This window comes from Bartonella sp. ML70XJBT (assembly GCF_028618425.1).
In the GTDB taxonomy this organism is placed as follows: domain Bacteria; phylum Pseudomonadota; class Alphaproteobacteria; order Rhizobiales; family Rhizobiaceae; genus Bartonella.
Window position 1 is genome coordinate 1 of the sequence record NZ_JAQISX010000025.1, and the last position, 15,894, is coordinate 15,894.

Here is a 15,894-nt window from a genome sequence, read left to right on the forward strand (position 1 = left end):
ATGCTAACCGCATGTTTTCACAATTTTTTGAAGTCCCTGCAAATCCACATTTAGCATCCCACTCTAGGCGTAATTTTTCATCTTTTTTAAATTCAGCGACGCTATAGGTTTTTTCACATCCAGCAGCTATGAGCCCAGTGCAAAGCAGCAATGTTGTTATGGTGATCTTATTCATGATTAGTGATTGTCCCCTTGTTTTTCAGATTTTTGCTGCTCATCATTTGTAGAGCCAAAACCTCCCCATTTTTTACGGGTTTCAAATTCAGCTTGCTCTGCGTTTTTACAATTTTTCGATTTAAGATCCCCTGATGTCAAACATTTCACGAGTACTTCTTCCATCAGTTTTTTGTCTTTTTTTAATTCTGCGACGCTATAGGTTTTTTCACAGCCAGCAGCCATAAGTCCTGTGCAAAGTAGCAATGTTGTGATGATGATCTTGTTCATGTTCAAGCCCCTCTTTTTTACCCTTTATTGACCACGGAGTTTTTTTGCATAATCTGCGTAGCGCGCTGCAAATTCTTCGTAGGCACGTTTTTCGGCCGCTTTTTCTTCTGCTTGTTGAATCATCGCGGCGGCTTGCATTTGAAGAACTTGTGTTTGCAGTTTTGCTTGTATTGCTTCTAGTTGTGCTTGAATGCCTTGAATTTCACCAGCCTTTTCAGTGTTCCCAAGTTTATCGAGAAGCTTGTTAATCTTTTTTTGTGTTTCACTGGCTTCTTCGTAGACGTCTTGGCCTGTGGCGGCTTGTCCTACTACACGTTGTTCGGCTTTTTTGACTTCCTCTGCGTAAAAAGCATCCACCGCTTCTTTTGATCCTGCACCCCCTGAGGGCTCTTTATATTTAAGCTCTTCTTGCCATTTTTGTGCGTTTTTGCTGCTGCTTCCGCCGCCGCCGCCGCCGCCGCCGCTGCCCATCGATTGTTGAAAGTGGTTAAAGTCAGAAGGTAGAGCGCCATTGCTCCCTTGCTTGTTAAACATTTCCTTCAATGCCGAAATGTCAGGCTTGGCATTTAAGGAGCTATAGAGTTGTTTCATTTGCTCAAGTTGACCTTTTAATTGTTCAAGCTGTTGTGTGCCTTGCCGAATTTGTTCAGCTAATTTTCCAGCAGCTGTGGGATCAAATACCACGATGGCGAAGGCATTCGTTTTTAAGCCTAAAGAAATTGCACAGAAGGCTGTTGCCCATAAAAGTTTTTTCATTGTTTTGACCTTTCTTGGAAAATGGGAAGCCATTTTTCTGGAGAGGCACCCACTTCTTCCATAATCGTTTCGAGAAGTTCAATGTTTTTCGTGGTGCCGCTTAAAATGGCTATTTCATCATCAAAACCGCGTAAATTCAGTTCTGCTACAACAGAACTTTGCCCCTGCTTGATGAGAAAACGCCGTGACTCCCGGCTTAATTCTGCTTGTATTAGGTTAAACTCCCTGTCGGATAATTTAAAACCCTCTACATAATCTGCGTGGTTGCCCTTTTGATTGGGAAAATAAATCTGAGTGGGACATTGCTCTATAATGGTGTGAGCTATCGTCGAATTAATCGCATCTTTGGGTGATTGCGTGGCAAATAACATCAAACCATTTTGTTTACGGATAGTTTTCAGCCTGTCTTGCGCAAAGGCTTTAAAGGAATCATCCTCTAGCGCTTTCCAAAACTCATCAATGACAATGATAATACGACGCCCGTCAATCAGAGACAGAATCCTATGAAATAAATACATCATTAATGGTGGACGAATTTCGTCATTGTCTAAAAAATCCGTCATATCATAACCAATAAATTTTGCATCAATCCCTATGTCATCATCCGGATTGTCAAAAACCCATCCCAAGGCATTGCCTTTACACCATCTTTCTAAACGACCCGATATGCCCTCCCTGTGCGTGGTGTCAAAAAACATTTGTAAGGCCGATATGGTCCGTTGTTCCTTAGGTAATAGAGCAAGTTGGTCAACCGCTGCCGTGATATCTTGTCTTTCTGATTCACTGATCTTTTGATCTTCAGACGAAACAAGCTTTATAATCCATTGGCGTAAAAAAACTCTATCTGCTGGATTGTTATAGTCTAAGCCTTTTAGCGGTGCTATGCCTGTCGGTCTACCATTCTTCAAGGGCATATAAGTGCCGCCACCCGCTCTGACAAAAAGCTCTGCTCCACGATCCTTATCAAAAAAGACCATATTCGGATCATGCTTTTGAAGTTGCGCTAGTAAAAAATTAACAATAACCGTTTTACCAGAACCTGACGGACCACAGACAAAGGTATTGCCTAAATCACCAAAGTGAAAGTTAAAATAAAACGGTGAACCAGCTGAAGTCTTCATCAACGCTACCGCTGGTCCCCACACATTGCCATCTATTTTGCCAACCGGAAAAGAATGAAAAGGTGAAAGCGCTGCATAATTGCGGCTGGTTATCGCGCCAGAGCGGGTGCGATAGGCATAATTACCAGGCAATTGTGCCCACCACGCCGCCGCTAACCCTAAATCCTCCCGCGCAATGACTGCACCACCATCTGTGAGACGAGAACGCGCTTTGGCAAGATTATCCGCTAACTCTTGTGGCTCATCAGCAAAAACCGCTAACGATAAATGATGCTCCCCTAAAACAAAACGATTCGATTCAAGATCATCAAGCGCATCATCCAACTCCATGATTTGTGAGCCCGCACGATCTCCGGCATTGACCATCTGGTTTTGTTTGCGACCCATAATCTGCTTGGCAACATTTTTGCTCTTAAAAACAAAAGATTGCGTAAAAATAAATTCAAAGGGAAGGGTGAGCAAACCATCCGCCATGCCTATTCTGGTTTTGGCTGGATACTCTTTCCAACCAAACATGCCAGCAAAACGCTGGCCCGCCTCAGTGCGTATCTCTATGACCTCTTTCCCAAAAATCAAACGGTCGGAATAAACAGTCGACGCTATCGTCCCCCATGTGAGGGGTATGCGTTCACGACGACCACCTACCAGTTGGTGAATAAACTCACTTTGCTGCGAATAAATGCTACCGTCATGCTCATATAGACTTAATCTTCTTGCGCCATAACGCTCTAAATTTTGAATAAGATCTGTCGTAATATCTTCAAGCTTGCGAACGGATTCTTCATCAACTTCCGTCTTTTCTTGTTTGGCTTTGCCTAAACGTTTGAAAAATTCGGCTAATTTATCCGTCTTATCAACGTGTGGATTCCACAAAATCGAAAGATAAAGATCATTGCGATAAAGCTCCTGTGAAACCATTCGCTCACGGTATTTATCATCTAATTGCTTGGCAAATGCTGATCTAAAAGTCCCATCCGGATAAACAGTTTCACGCTTTCGGATTATATGGCTATAAAGCGCAATCCGTTCATCCGCAATGTTCTTAAACAGATTATTGAGCTGTTCGTGAAGCACATTCAGATCAATGATATCTGCTGTCTCAAAGTTAATGCCTTCAAGGGCAATAATACTCATCAATGCCCTTGAATCCAGCGCTATAATATGCTTGTTAACATGGCGAACATAAGGAATGATCGCCTCTGGCTGCTTTTCACGTTTGCGCTCGGCTGTTTTCATTTTAATTCCTCATAATTACGAATTAATCGTAATGGAGAAATACTTCCCCCACCCCATAGACTAGAATTTCTGGCAAAAATAGTTGTCTTTTGCCATGTCAGAAGAATACGAAATTTATTATGGTCATGCTTTAGGATTTCTTTGAATATGAAATGGATGGCAACACCAATGGTTAAAAGAAAAATATTGCCCGCCATAATAAACAATATCATCGATCCTATCCCATTTAATCCCATAGCTTCCACCGTCACGCCTGCAATCATTGCAGGGCGCGTGCAAGCAAGAAATAACGTATCTTCCGTTAACTTCTCACGCTCTTTCATGGTTTTTGAAAATGCTAGAGCACGTTAATTAAGTTTTAAGCATTGATACGATTTGCGCTGCACCCATAACAATGCCAATGCCAACACAAACAAAAAATGCCTTACGCATTTCAACATAACCAGCAATCCAGGCAAGTCCAATACCAGCAACCGCAATGGTGGCAATTGATGTAGCAATGTTTCCTGTTAAAGCGTCAACTATTTTTTGAAGGGCAGTTTCAATTTTTCCGAAGCCTTCTGCAAATGCTGGCTCACTGAGTACAAGGAAAGCAATAAAAAGCATCAATGCTGTTGTTAGCCATTTCTTTTGGGTGTTTGATAAAATTGATTTTTGTAAGGTGTGTTCACGATTGAACGAATTATTCATGTTTTTCATGAAAATTTCCCCGCATATTAAAAATTAAAAATTACTTAACATTAATTTACTGTAATGTATAACGTAATAAAATAAAAAATTCTACTGTTTCATTTATAGTATTTTATTTTTTAGAGTAAAATAAACAAAATTATTTATAATATACAAAATGATATTTTTAAAAAAAACTTCTCGATCAGCATTTAAATATCTGATTTTTATTTTTTTTATTCTTGCAGCTGTTTCTTATTTTCGTCAAAACTCTGAAGATTTTATGCAAAGCCCTGTTGTGCAAAACATAAAAAAGGTCGTGGAAAAACAGTCTCAAGAACCAGATTTAACCGTACGCAATCATGATCATAAACAAGAAATGCCTTTGTCTTTAGAATCATTATCAACAGAATTTTATGAAGAAAATGTCCCTGTTTATTCAGGTGCTATTCAGGTCACAAGTGGTGTGAGCTTTAAAATGATCACACCAACAGATGAGGGGTGGAGAAAAAGAATCGTCCGTGATATCCGTCTCTATGGTGTGGAAACTTGTGAAACACGGCAATTTGCTACCCGCAATGGTGTTAAGTGGCCCTGTGGGGCTTTTGTCACGGCGTGGCTTGTCTCAAAAACAATCGATAAAAATGTTACCTGTCGGCAAGCCCGTGTCATTCGACAAGTTCATTATGCACAATGTTTTGTCGATGGAGTTGATCTGGCACGCTTGGGGCTTGCAGAAGGGTTGATGGTTTTGACAAAAGATCAGCATAACTTTCCATCCCCCGCAGACTATAAAAATTTACAATTGACCGCTCAAAAAGAAAAAAATGGCTTGTGGTCGAGCCAATTTCAACAACCAGAAGATTGGCGAAGAGATCATGGAACCTATAACCCCATTGATCATAATTAACCAAGCGTTCTCTTCAGTGCTCTTTAAAAATGAAGACAATTCCACCATGAGCCTTAATAGCTTTAAAGTTGAACCAAAAGCCCTATAGGGCTTGATGGACAATTCTCGTCATGGTTAGTCTGTTTGGAAAATTGTTTTTATTTAAAGCTCACTTAATGCGTATAGGTTGTTCACTACAGCGCTATACGGGAGTGTATTCCCTTCCCCTATACGTCATTTCGCTTCGCTATTATGACAGGTTGCAATTGGTTGTATTGTTATAAAAAATAATTGCTTGAAATCTTTACCATATTGAAAATCTTTTTTTAAGATAGTCTGTCATCTTGACATGCTTTTTTCAACGCTATGAGTCATTTCAAAGTGAGGGAAATATAATGGCAAAAAAATAAAAACCCAACTGCGACAACAGAAGGGTTTCTAAAATACCTATACGGCATAGTTAAATTAAATAACACATTTCCTAATTTAATTTAACTTATCGGATTCTGCAAGAGAAATTTTGTAGAAAAGGGATATTTTTCACATTTTTTTTGCCTCTAACTGAGAGGTTAAAATAATTATGGTTAATAAAGTCTCCGGAAGAAAGTTAAGTGCGCATCATATAGAATATAGAAAATTAGCAGAAAATGCTGAAATGGGTTCTGTAAGTCGGGGGCAATTAATTGGATTGGCTAAAAAATTAGAGAGGGCTGGTTTTATACGAGAGACAGAAGCTAAACTTCTCTTGGCTTTATTGAATACAGCTTCGACATCTTCATTTGAAAAAGGTGGCGTTCCTATCGTTTTTAAAAGTAATTACTGTCTTGGTAATGAAATTTACCGTAGTGAAGGACGCGTTAGTATATTGTGCTTTCACGTCTTTATGATGGCGGGCTTGTTGTTATGCGGGATTCTGGTAACTTTAAACGCTATTCAGTGCGAAGCCGTGATCATGGAACTATAGCAGCTTGCGGTATTGATTTGATGTATTCTGGTTGCTCGATACCATGAACTTAAACAGAAAACTGATGAAATCCTAGAGGCTCAGGACAAACAAAAAGATGCTTTGCATTGTTTTCAGGGGTTGGTGCGACAAATCAAAGCCTCTTTTACATCATTGCTTTTTTCTAGAATGCAAAAAATTATTCAGATTGTTGGTCGTCCGGCTAAAGCTTCTTATGAAAAATTGCACAAAGCGATAAGTCTTTTTCAGTGGATTTTAGAGAGATTTTTAAAGCAAAAATCACAAAAAACGAAATACAGGCATTTCGCTGACGAAATGCACATAAAATATACAACCCCTAGAATATACAACCCTTAAACATATTTGTAATTGTAACAAAAAGGCTTATGAAAAAATAGAGAAAAGCAAAACTGAAAACGCCTTACCTTCAAAAAATAATAAATTGCTTCAAATCAAACCAGAATTTTTAACTGAAGCATTGCCTAATGTTGCTATGTTTATGAAATATGGGCTGCAATCTGAAAGAGATTTAATTGGTTCTATGGAGTTTTTAGCTAAAATGAAGGGGATTTCTTCTCATGCTATTAAAGAAGCTAAAAAAATCATGGGAATTAAAAAAGCTGCTTTGGCTATTGCTATCATCTTTGAAAAATCTTGCAAGGAATTGGTTAAATCATCTGGAGGGTATCTGCGGGGCATGATTGCTAAAGAAAATCGAGGAGAACTTTATCTAGAACGTTCTTTCTATGCTCTGCTGAAGGAAGCTTCTGAGGAAAAACTGAAAGATTTGTGCACGCAAAAAGCGATAAAAAACGAGCCAACAAAACCAAATGATCAAAAAATTTCTTTGTTAAAATCGGAACTGAATGAAGTTCTTAAAACTTTAAATATGACAAAATACCTTAATCAATTTTCATAAAATTTAAAATGAAAACGCGTTGGTATTACATAAATTGGATATGTATTTAGGTAGCAAATGTACAATTTTTCTTTTGAATAGTAATTGATTTTTACATTACTTTTATATATACTAAAGAGCTATATGTAAATTAAAAGGATTTTTCTATGCCTTCATTAACTGTTACAGAAAAAGGACAAATTACGCTGAAGCGCGATTTACTACAGCATCTTGGGGTTAAAGCTGGTGAGAAGATTGACGTTGATAAGTTACCAAGTGGTCAACTTCGTATAAAGGCATCGCAACCTACAAGCACTATTGAGAGCTTTATTGGACGATTTGCTGGAAAACTAAAAAAAACACTGACTATTGAAGAAATGAACGAAATTGCTGCTTCTCATTGGGCGGGGGAAAAATGAAGATTGCTGTAGATACAAATGTTCTCGTTCGTGCTGTGTTACAAGACGATAAAAAGCAGGGGGAGGCGGCAAGCAAGATTTTAAGAGAAGCTTCACTCATAGCTATTTCTTTACCTTGTCTTTGTGAACTTGTTTGGATACTTCGTCGCGGGGCAAAATTATCAAAAGAAGATATCGCCGAAATGTTAAGAGATTTGCTTGTAACCAGTAATGTAGTCATGAATCGACCAGCTGTTGAAGCAGGGCTTGCTATCTTTGAGGCTGGAGAAGATTTTGCTGATGGTATTATATCCTATGAGGGTAATTTTCTGGGGGGCGATACCTTTGTTTCCTTTGATAAGTTAGTAATTGATCTATTAAAGCAAAACGGAAAGTCTACAAAACTCCTTTCTTAATGAATAAGTTATGATTGCAATGATGTCGTTGGCATATCAAATTTATAATACTGAATATAAAAAGCGCGTTGGTGTTCTATATAATCAATATAAAATATACACATGATATAAGAAACGCTCACATAAAACATATGCTTAATTTATGAATAACATAAGTTTTCTATATATTGAACATGATACGTAAAAAGTCCTTATTTCCATAAGATCTATAGAAAAATAATTGATAATCCGGTATAATCGGGTATATAATCCGGTATGAAAATAGATACACTCAAAATCACACAAGAATTATTATCCCTTATTTCTGAGATTGATGAGTTCAAAGGTGCGTGGCGCGCTTTTGGAACTCTTGCTCCAGAACGTTTGAATGCTCTGCGCCATATTGCAACTGTTGAAAGTATTGGATCTTCTACGCGTATTGAAGGAAACAAATTAACAGACCGTGAAATTGAAAAGCTTTTATTAAACTTAGAAATTAAAAGTTTTAAGAGCCGCGATGAACAAGAAGTTATTGGTTATGCAAAAGTTATGGAAATAATCTTTCAGTCTTGGAAAGATATACCTATTACAGAAAATCATATTAAACAGCTGCACCGTGATCTTTTATATGAGAGCGACAAAGATGAACGTCATAGAGGAGAATATAAGACATTACGTAATGATGTAGCAGCATTCAATTCTGAAGGTAAAATGGTTGGTATTGTTTTTGAAACAGCAACACCATTTGATACACCATACCGAATGCAAGAACTTATTGATTGGTTTAATAAAACCAATGAATTAAATAATCTTCATCCTTTACTTATGATTGCTATTTTTAATGTCACTTTCTTAGCTATTCACCCTTTCCAAGATGGGAATGGACGCTTAAGCCGTATCTTAACAACCTTGCTTTTGTTACAAAAAGGCTATGTTTATGTACCATATTCATCACTTGAAAGCGTCATTGAGAATAATAAAGAAAGTTACTACCTAGCTTTGAATCAAACGCAAAAGACAATTTATACGAAGACACCTAATTGGGAACCTTGGATACTGTTTTTTTTACGTGCTCTACAAAAACAAAAACGCCAATTAGAAATGAAAATAGAGAGTGAAAGAAATGCTCTTTTGGCTTTATCTGAATTAGCTCTTCATATTCTGGATTATGTGCGTAATCATGGGCGTGTAACAACCCGTGATATGGTGCGTGAATTTTGTGCAAGTCCCAATACACTTAAAGCAACTTTTGCATCATTGGTTGAAAAAGGTCTTTTGATACGTCATGGAGGAGGGCGATCAACTTGGTATAGCTTACCTTAATTTTATGCTCTGGGAATTTAAAAAGCGCCCATTGCGATAGCTAATCGCCTTTTTTATAAGCATTCATTAATATCTCTAAAAAATCACCATGGCGATAGCGCTCTGGTTTTGCCATAGATTTAAAACGCTTAATTATAGCAATACTAGCTTTGATATTTATTTGTGATTCATCTGATTGCTCACGACTTGGAAAGGTTACAGCCCTATCTATTTCTTTGCATTCTACAGTATTTAAAGCAGTTTTAGCTTGTCGTGGTTTAAACTCATCAAGTTCTGAAAAATCTAATGTTTTTCTTTCTGTACTCATTCTATAAGTTTCTTTTTGTTTAATTTGTTTGGGCTTTTTTAAGCTTTGCAATGACTTCGGTAACAAATGCTTCAACATTACTAATTGCTGTATAGAAAAAAGTTTTTTAATGATATATGACACTTTAACCATTTGATAAATAATAATTTTATTACAAAAAAAGTTTAAATATTTACTACGTATTTTGTACATACATAATAAATAATCATTATTTATTTTATGTGTAATTATTATTTATATAATTTTCAATAAGACGATTAAGAAAATCACCACCATCTTCATTAAGATCATCGGCTAAAGACCAAAATTTATCTCTTACTGTTGGTTCAAGCGCAAGTGTTACTCGTGCGGTTTTTAAGCTACGCCGTCTACGACCACTCCCTCTAATATGTGTTTTTTCTATGCTATGACGCGTCGTAAAACCATTTTTTTGACTTATCTTATCTAATTCTTGTTCGTTTACTTTTTGTGCCTTTGTGAACGGTTGTAAATTTTCAAAATTCGGCAATGAAATTTCAGCTCTCTTTGTCATGCTACTTTACCCTTTAATAAATTTTCACTATCCAATATTTCTACAACAGCATTAGCAAAAACCGTTGCATTTTCTTGTGCGGCTTGTGGATTGTTTACATCAGAAGGTGATAAATCAAAGAGAGAGCCCCCTATTTGAAAAAGAGCACTATAAGCTCCTCTTTCAGTTAACGAAGCAGATAAAATAGGAATATTAGCTTTTTCTAATGTTTTCTCTATATACTGAGATTCTCGACTGTTTAAGGCATTCGTCATTGAAAATACAATACGAAAAGGTATTTCTCTTTTTAAAAATTGACTCTGCTGTGTTATCAAAGCAATGATTTTTCCTATTTGGTCTCCATCAAGTTGTTTTTTTCTCATAGGAACTAAAACTAAATCAGCTCTTCCTATAGCAAAAGAAGCAGCAAGCTTAGCAGAACCTTCAAGATCAACGATAACAAATGGAAACCGTTCTACAGCATCATCAATACAAGAAACAATATTCTGTTCTGTAATATTTCCAGAAACTTCTATGTTATTTGGCATTGTATCCATAGATCTTTTCATCCATGTCACAAGAGGTTGATTTGGGTCCGCATCGATTAATTTTACCTTAGATCCAGCTTTAGCAAAAACATTAGCTAACACTAATGCCATTGTTGATTTTCCAACACCACCTTTTGTGGAACACATAGTAATGACTGGCATTAAGATATTCCTTATTTAGTGAATAAACACTGAATAAATAATATATATTTATTACATATTTATTAATTATAAAAAAATATTACGTATTTTATACGTACATAATAAATATTTATTATGTACGTATAGTTAATGGCAATAGGGTATAATTAGGTATATATTCTGATATGCAAACAGATATTTTACCAGCTTAGTTTACCTTAATTCTTCAATGCTTTTGGCATGGTAATGAGTGGTTTAATTTTGGTAGGCTTGATATTTCTGCGTTCAATAAATAAGCGCAAGGTATTCACACTAACGCCTAACGTCTTGGCAATACGGCTTTGTGACAACCCAACATTTATAAATGCTTGAATTTCATCAATGTGATTGTCCAGTTTTAATTGTGTAGCAATATTTCCCTTTGGACGTCCTAGTTTTATTCCTCGTTGACGTGCAACATTTAAAGCTTCTTTTGTGCGCTCTTGAATTAAATGTCTTTCAATTTGCGCTACCATACCCAATACAGTTGCGATGATATCACTTTGTAGACTCCCGTCTATGACGAGGTTTTGTTTTGTCACATGAACAATCAAACCACGTTCACTCGCGGCTTTGAGAATTTCTAAGACAGCAAGAGAAGAGCCAGCAATACGAGAAAATTCGGGTGTTAACAACACATCTCCTCGTTCTGCTTTTTCAATTAATGTTCCAAGTTTACGCTTGCGCCAATCCTTTCCTCTGTTCGCAATTTCTTCTTCAATATGGAGTGGTGCAAAGCCATGTTTGTTAGCATATTCTAACAATCCAAATTTTTGATTTTCTGTATCTTGTCCGTCACGAGAAACACGTAAATAGGCGTAAAATTTTGGCATGTTCAGTAAAAAGGTCATTTTAGATTAAAAATAATATATTTTTATTCAAAAAAAATGTCAATTAAATATATCTTTTTATATCAGAAAAAACGATCGTTTTATTTAATAGATAATCCATCTTTATCAAAGATAAAAACAAATACCTTTTTAAAAATTCGTGGGGATTTGATTGATTAGATTCAATCATTAGATTAAAATTAAAAGACAGATTACAGAAAGGAATTTCCTATGGAAAAGAAATTACCCAAAAGTTATATGACTGATGCTGAACGTGAGGAATTACGAGCAGGTGGATTAGATCAAGACTGTATTTATACTGCTGAGTCAGAAGCGGCTGATCGTGCTGGTGATGACAAAGCGGCGTGGGAATGGTTGGCATTGACTGAACCTCCAGCACATACACTTTTGTTTCTTAAAAAGCGGCATGGAGCACAATTTATTCGTGATATGGGATTTTCTACTAAAGATGCTGATAAAGAATATGGTCCCGATTGGTTAGATAAAGATGTCATCATAGGAGGTTATCATTTCTAAAGAGTTTGAGGAGTTAGAACGTATTTTTGTTCGCGAAAATAACTATGTAAAAAGTCTTGAAAAAGCATTGATGACCAAAAAACTACATAGTGTGCGAAGTGATTTGTGTGGTTGTCTTCGTAACATTGGAAAAAGCGGTGATTTATCATCACTTCTTGGTGCGGAACGTAGTCTTGTAGAAAATGATTTGCTAAGATATGCCAATAGTAAGGCTATGATTAGTAGTCTTAAAACAGCATTAACGGAAATAGATGTTATTAAGAAACATGTGGTGCTTGTTGGTAATCCTGCACAATATAAAGTGATCAATGAAGCTTATAGTTTATCCAAAAATCGGAAAGGTGATTTGCCTTATGATGAAGCAAGACAAGCATTGGCATCTCATTATACACGATTAGAGAATCTCGACAAAGCGCGTTTAACAGCGGTTGAAAAGTCTATCATTGATATACGGCGGGATAATATCAAGATAATGCAAAAGCTCTATGAAAATATGCAAGCCAAAGCTGTTGGTATAGATCTCTAGTATAAATGAAGGTCATTCCCTTTTAAAAAGTAAAATATATAATATTATAAAAAACAATAGAGTTTGATTTATGGTTTAAGAAATAAGTCCAACTTAGAATGAATTTTGATAATGTGGGATATGTAATGTCCTCTGGAGGAATTGACTTAGAAGCAGATAAACGAAATATTTTTAATTTTATTTAATTCTTTATGGATAGTCAATATATCGACCACCATGAGCAAAAACAACAAAATGTTGTTTTTGTAAGCCAAAAAATGTCTTTTACACTAGAAAAGTTTTTTGAGAGCTGCTATTAACAATGGTGTTAATAGATATTGATTCTATTTTTTAGAGAAAATAGGGGGTTCAATGACTAAGAATTAAACAATTTTCATTGCTACCGAAAATATTACGCTATTTGGCATAAGTTTTGAATAATTTGGTGGCTTGTTGCTGATAAGACAGTACAAATAACCAAAGTACTGTTCTCTTATCGCGTTGGTATGCTTATATCTTCATAACAAAATAAGTGAAGACAAAAAACCAATATAACAACAACACCGCCTAGAAAAACCTTTGCCTTATAGGACAGACATAAGTATTTCTGTATCCACAAATACTGAATTAGCAAAATCTGTCCTGTAATGCAAGTGGCAGGAAGGTATTTTATGCATTTTACAAATGCTACAACAAGCAATGCTTATGCATTGCATACAACAGCTCAAAAAATTACTTGTGCATTACGTGGAGTTTGGCATGGGCATTATGGAAGTGTCCGTTGTCCCGCTCATGATGATAGGCTGCCTAGCTTATCCATTACCAATGGAAATGATGGGCGTCTTTTACTCACTTGTTATGCTGGCTGCTCTTTTAGAGAGATCATACAAGCGCTTAGAAGAATTGGCTTGCTGGGGAAACAAGCCTTTGTTGATAAAGCTTATGATCATACGCTTTCTTTCTCAAAACAGTTTTCTGCTGATCTCAAAGGAGTAAAACAGAAAGCAGAAAGAGCAAAAGCAATTTGGCAACAAAGTCAACCGATCAAAGATACTTTAGCAGAAACCTATTTACGCAAGCGGGGTATTACGTGTGAATTGCCTGCTGATTTACGCTTTCACGACAACTGTCCACACCCATTAGGAATGACACTGCCCGCGTTGGTGGCGCTTGTTAAGGGGGCTGGTTCCTTTGCCATTCATAGAACCTTTTTACAAGCCAATGGCTGTAAAACAGATCAGAAACCAGCAGATGATGCGGGTTGTAAAGCAGGTTTTACCCTTGCAAAGCGTGCTTATAGCCAAGGCTTTGAGGTCATTATCAAGCCATGCAAGGGGCAATAAAAGAAGCGCAACATCTCTATAGACAGTATAATCTTTACGCTGCGCTACAGTACCTCGTTATAAAAGATCAAGAATTACCGCATCTTATAAGCTCACTACGTGTCGCTCTTAATGCGTTCAAAAGCATTTTAATCGTTAAATGATAATCTCTATTACGGCTTCATCATATTGTATATCGTTGGTAAGTCTCTGCAAAATCTAGCGACTTGTTTAGTGTTTTCATAATCACCGGTGCTCACGTCAGATACTACAACTATCATTTGTGTTTTGGGGCTAATGCCACTTCCAGTCGGATTACTGAGAAATTTTTTTGCATAATAAATCATTGGATTTTTGCTGTTATTGGATTCATTGTATGCCCACATAAAATCTCTTTCACTCCAATTATGTTCATAACGTAAACGACTTATTACATTGGGTAGCATCGCCCATGACATTTCCTCATTATACTCACCCCGTAATAAATTCACAAAGCGTCCACATAAAATAACGAGTATGTGACGATGCAATACAGTATCAAATTTGGGAGATATATTCTGATAGTCACGGCTGTATACAAATTGTTGTGCTTGGCTTAGCTTATTAAAATGCGTAAAGCCAGTATATTCTTTACTCGCGTATTTGTCGTAAAGCTTATTATACTTCTCTATAGTATCTACACTTGTAAACATACGCGTCAATTTGTCTATAAATCCAAATGACGCTGATGCAGGTAGCGCTGATATAGAAAAGAAAGCTATAAATGTTATGATGCGTGTTATGGATAATGATTTCATCATTTTGAACCCTTAATTATTCATAAGCGCTGTTTAACTGATTCCCTTCTAACTTATCAATATGTGTTATTTTTGTGTTGACAAAGTGATGCAAATCGTATTTAATGATATCGCTGTACTTAGGTGTATTGTGTCTAAATGAGCGTGATGTACAGTCTAAAATCCCCGCAAATCCGGGGTTTTTTATTATCTGGAGGGAGGAATTTATGACATCAGAAAACACAGAGCAGGTTTTACAACCGATCAAAAAGCCTCTGCCTCCTAATGCTGGAAAAGAGCGTGTTAAAGGGGTAGAATTATTCCCATTATTCAAGCCATACACCGTGGAATAAACGATGACGGTTTATTGAAACGGTTTCAAATGCTGGTCTTTCCCGATGAATGAAAAGAGCGTGACTGGGTTGATAGACCGCCCAATCAAAAGGCATGGGAAAGTTATCAAGAGGTCTTTCGTTCTCTTTATGATAAACTTTTAGGATCACCAAAACACCCCATGACCATACGCTTTTCTGCTGATGCTCAAGAGATGTTTCGTGAATGGTGGGAAAATTTTCAAAGAACAGTCAAAGGGGGGCATTTCTCTGCAAGTTTACAAACACATCTTTTGAAAATGGATAAAACCATACCAACCCTTGCGTTGATTTTTGAATTGAGTGAAGGCGGGCGTTTTGAAATCAATAGAGATGCCCTTGAGAGAGCTTTGTGTTGGGAAAAATATTTGATAAGTCACGCAAGACGTCTTTATGCGGCGGGGGATACAGTAACAGCAGAGCGTGCAAAATTGATTGTTGAACGCTGTGATCATTTACCCGATGTTTTTACGGCAAGAGATATTTATAGACGGTGTTGGAGGTCTTTAAAAGATAATCAAGCCGTTAAGCAAGCTTTAGAGCTCTTATGCCGTTGTAACTATATTCGTGAATTTCCTATAGAGGGGAATGAATTAGGTTGGCGTCCGGATAAACGCTATGAGTGGCATCCTTTGGTCAAAAACAGCAGCATAGAACAATAAAAAACCTCTTTTGAAGTCTTAAAACAACCACGCAAAACTCTTTTTATGACCTTCTCATGAAGGAACTTTTCTCCAAAAGCAAATGATCTGAGTGGCTTTGTAAAAAGAGTTTTGTCATTTTTGTCAGTTTAGTCAGTTGTTTCTAGACCCTAGAGTATTTTTTTAAATGATATAAAAAATTAAAAACATTATATTTCAATATGTTAGTATTTTAATGATACAACCCTTATTAAGACACAACACGTAAATTCA

At 36.6% G+C, this 15,894-nt stretch carries 21 protein-coding genes and 2 pseudogenes; 12 read left to right on the forward strand and 11 right to left on the reverse strand.

The window, feature by feature from the left end; translation table 11 throughout:
• From PVV65_RS08205 to PVV65_RS08230, 6 genes are all read right to left on the reverse strand, one after another.
• Positions 1-175, reverse strand: a 175-nt coding sequence (locus tag PVV65_RS08205; protein WP_273789847.1) for an EexN family lipoprotein, incomplete at its 3' end; no start/stop codon positions are given.
• A 2-nt stretch (positions 176-177) separates the two neighbouring features.
• On the reverse strand, positions 178-444 hold the full coding sequence (locus PVV65_RS08210; RefSeq protein ID WP_273789830.1) for an EexN family lipoprotein: 267 nt from the start codon (positions 442-444) through the stop codon (positions 178-180).
• A gap of 24 nt (positions 445-468) precedes the next feature.
• On the reverse strand, positions 469-1,200 hold the full coding sequence (locus tag PVV65_RS08215; RefSeq protein WP_273789831.1) for a type IV secretion system protein: 732 nt from the start codon (positions 1,198-1,200) through the stop codon (positions 469-471).
• Positions 1,197-3,557 carry a VirB4 family type IV secretion/conjugal transfer ATPase gene (locus PVV65_RS08220; protein WP_273789832.1) on the reverse strand — a complete coding sequence of 787 codons (2,361 nt, stop codon included), beginning with the start codon at positions 3,555-3,557 and terminating at the stop codon, positions 1,197-1,199. Before PVV65_RS08220 ends, PVV65_RS08215 begins: the two co-directional genes overlap by 4 nt.
• Positions 3,554-3,880 (reverse strand): type IV secretion system protein VirB3, encoded by a 327-nt coding sequence (locus PVV65_RS08225; protein WP_273789833.1) that lies wholly within the window; start codon positions 3,878-3,880, stop codon positions 3,554-3,556. Before PVV65_RS08225 ends, PVV65_RS08220 begins: the two co-directional genes overlap by 4 nt.
• 28 nt (positions 3,881-3,908) lie before the next feature.
• Entirely contained in the window at positions 3,909-4,256 is a 348-nt protein-coding gene (locus tag PVV65_RS08230) for a TrbC/VirB2 family protein (protein WP_273789834.1), read from the reverse strand.
• Between the two features lie 148 nt (positions 4,257-4,404).
• Here PVV65_RS08230 and PVV65_RS08235 point away from each other — a divergent pair, with 148 nt between their 5' ends.
• The 7 genes and pseudogenes from PVV65_RS08235 (at position 4,405) to PVV65_RS08265 (ending at position 9,093) form a co-directional block, all read left to right on the forward strand.
• Positions 4,405-5,136 (forward strand): nuclease, encoded by a 732-nt coding sequence (locus PVV65_RS08235; RefSeq protein ID WP_273789835.1) that lies wholly within the window; start codon positions 4,405-4,407, stop codon positions 5,134-5,136.
• Positions 5,137-5,770: 634 nt separating this feature from the next.
• Positions 5,771-5,920: pseudogene (locus PVV65_RS08240) on the forward strand (replication protein C); the annotation flags it as partial.
• 98 nt (positions 5,921-6,018) lie between these two features.
• Positions 6,019-6,126, forward strand: a complete 108-nt coding sequence (locus tag PVV65_RS08245; protein ID WP_273789836.1) for a helix-turn-helix domain-containing protein — start codon at positions 6,019-6,021, stop codon at positions 6,124-6,126.
• A 395-nt stretch (positions 6,127-6,521) separates the two neighbouring features.
• Complete coding sequence (gene repC, locus PVV65_RS08250) at positions 6,522-6,998, forward strand: replication initiation protein RepC (protein WP_273789837.1); 477 nt, start codon at positions 6,522-6,524, stop codon at positions 6,996-6,998.
• Between the two features lie 146 nt (positions 6,999-7,144).
• Positions 7,145-7,396 (forward strand): AbrB/MazE/SpoVT family DNA-binding domain-containing protein, encoded by a 252-nt coding sequence (locus PVV65_RS08255; protein ID WP_273755771.1) that lies wholly within the window; start codon positions 7,145-7,147, stop codon positions 7,394-7,396.
• Positions 7,393-7,791 (forward strand): type II toxin-antitoxin system VapC family toxin, encoded by a 399-nt coding sequence (locus PVV65_RS08260; RefSeq protein ID WP_273789838.1) that lies wholly within the window; start codon positions 7,393-7,395, stop codon positions 7,789-7,791. Before PVV65_RS08255 ends, PVV65_RS08260 begins: the two co-directional genes overlap by 4 nt.
• 255 nt (positions 7,792-8,046) lie before the next feature.
• On the forward strand, positions 8,047-9,093 hold the full coding sequence (locus tag PVV65_RS08265) for a Fic family protein (RefSeq protein WP_273789839.1): 1,047 nt from the start codon (positions 8,047-8,049) through the stop codon (positions 9,091-9,093).
• A gap of 40 nt (positions 9,094-9,133) precedes the next feature.
• On the opposite strand, the gene PVV65_RS08270 is transcribed toward PVV65_RS08265, so the two are convergent.
• The 4 genes from PVV65_RS08270 to PVV65_RS08285 form a co-directional block, all read right to left on the reverse strand.
• Positions 9,134-9,592, reverse strand: coding sequence for a hypothetical protein (locus PVV65_RS08270; protein WP_273789840.1), 459 nt, complete (start codon positions 9,590-9,592; stop codon positions 9,134-9,136).
• Between the two features lie 25 nt (positions 9,593-9,617).
• Positions 9,618-9,932 (reverse strand): hypothetical protein, encoded by a 315-nt coding sequence (locus tag PVV65_RS08275; RefSeq protein ID WP_273789841.1) that lies wholly within the window; start codon positions 9,930-9,932, stop codon positions 9,618-9,620.
• Positions 9,929-10,621 carry a ParA family protein gene (locus tag PVV65_RS08280; RefSeq protein ID WP_273755766.1) on the reverse strand — a complete coding sequence of 231 codons (693 nt, stop codon included), beginning with the start codon at positions 10,619-10,621 and terminating at the stop codon, positions 9,929-9,931. The genes PVV65_RS08275 and PVV65_RS08280 overlap by 4 nt, the downstream gene beginning before the upstream one ends.
• 197 nt (positions 10,622-10,818) lie before the next feature.
• On the reverse strand, positions 10,819-11,472 hold the full coding sequence (locus tag PVV65_RS08285) for a recombinase family protein (RefSeq protein WP_273789842.1): 654 nt from the start codon (positions 11,470-11,472) through the stop codon (positions 10,819-10,821).
• Between the two features lie 228 nt (positions 11,473-11,700).
• Between PVV65_RS08285 and PVV65_RS08290 the strand changes: the two genes are divergently transcribed.
• From PVV65_RS08290 to PVV65_RS08300, 3 genes are all read left to right on the forward strand, one after another.
• On the forward strand, positions 11,701-12,006 hold the full coding sequence (locus PVV65_RS08290; RefSeq protein WP_273789843.1) for a hypothetical protein: 306 nt from the start codon (positions 11,701-11,703) through the stop codon (positions 12,004-12,006).
• A 70-nt stretch (positions 12,007-12,076) separates the two neighbouring features.
• Positions 12,077-12,532, forward strand: a complete 456-nt coding sequence (locus PVV65_RS08295; protein WP_273789844.1) for a hypothetical protein — start codon at positions 12,077-12,079, stop codon at positions 12,530-12,532.
• 650 nt (positions 12,533-13,182) lie between these two features.
• On the forward strand, positions 13,183-13,854 hold the full coding sequence (locus tag PVV65_RS08300) for a hypothetical protein (RefSeq protein ID WP_273789845.1): 672 nt from the start codon (positions 13,183-13,185) through the stop codon (positions 13,852-13,854).
• A gap of 152 nt (positions 13,855-14,006) precedes the next feature.
• Here PVV65_RS08300 and PVV65_RS08305 read toward each other — a convergent pair whose 3' ends face one another.
• Positions 14,007-14,630: a hypothetical protein gene (locus PVV65_RS08305; protein ID WP_273789848.1), complete on the reverse strand. Its 624-nt coding sequence runs from the start codon at positions 14,628-14,630 to the stop codon at positions 14,007-14,009.
• Positions 14,631-14,836: 206 nt separating this feature from the next.
• Between PVV65_RS08305 and PVV65_RS08310 the strand changes: the two genes are divergently transcribed.
• Entirely contained in the window at positions 14,837-14,962 is a 126-nt protein-coding gene (locus PVV65_RS08310; RefSeq protein WP_273789846.1) for a hypothetical protein, read from the forward strand.
• A pseudogene (locus PVV65_RS08315) lies at positions 14,923-15,642 on the forward strand (DUF3987 domain-containing protein); the annotation flags it as partial. The gene PVV65_RS08310 and the pseudogene PVV65_RS08315, both read left to right, overlap by 40 nt.
• Between the last annotated feature and the right edge of the window lie 252 nt (positions 15,643-15,894).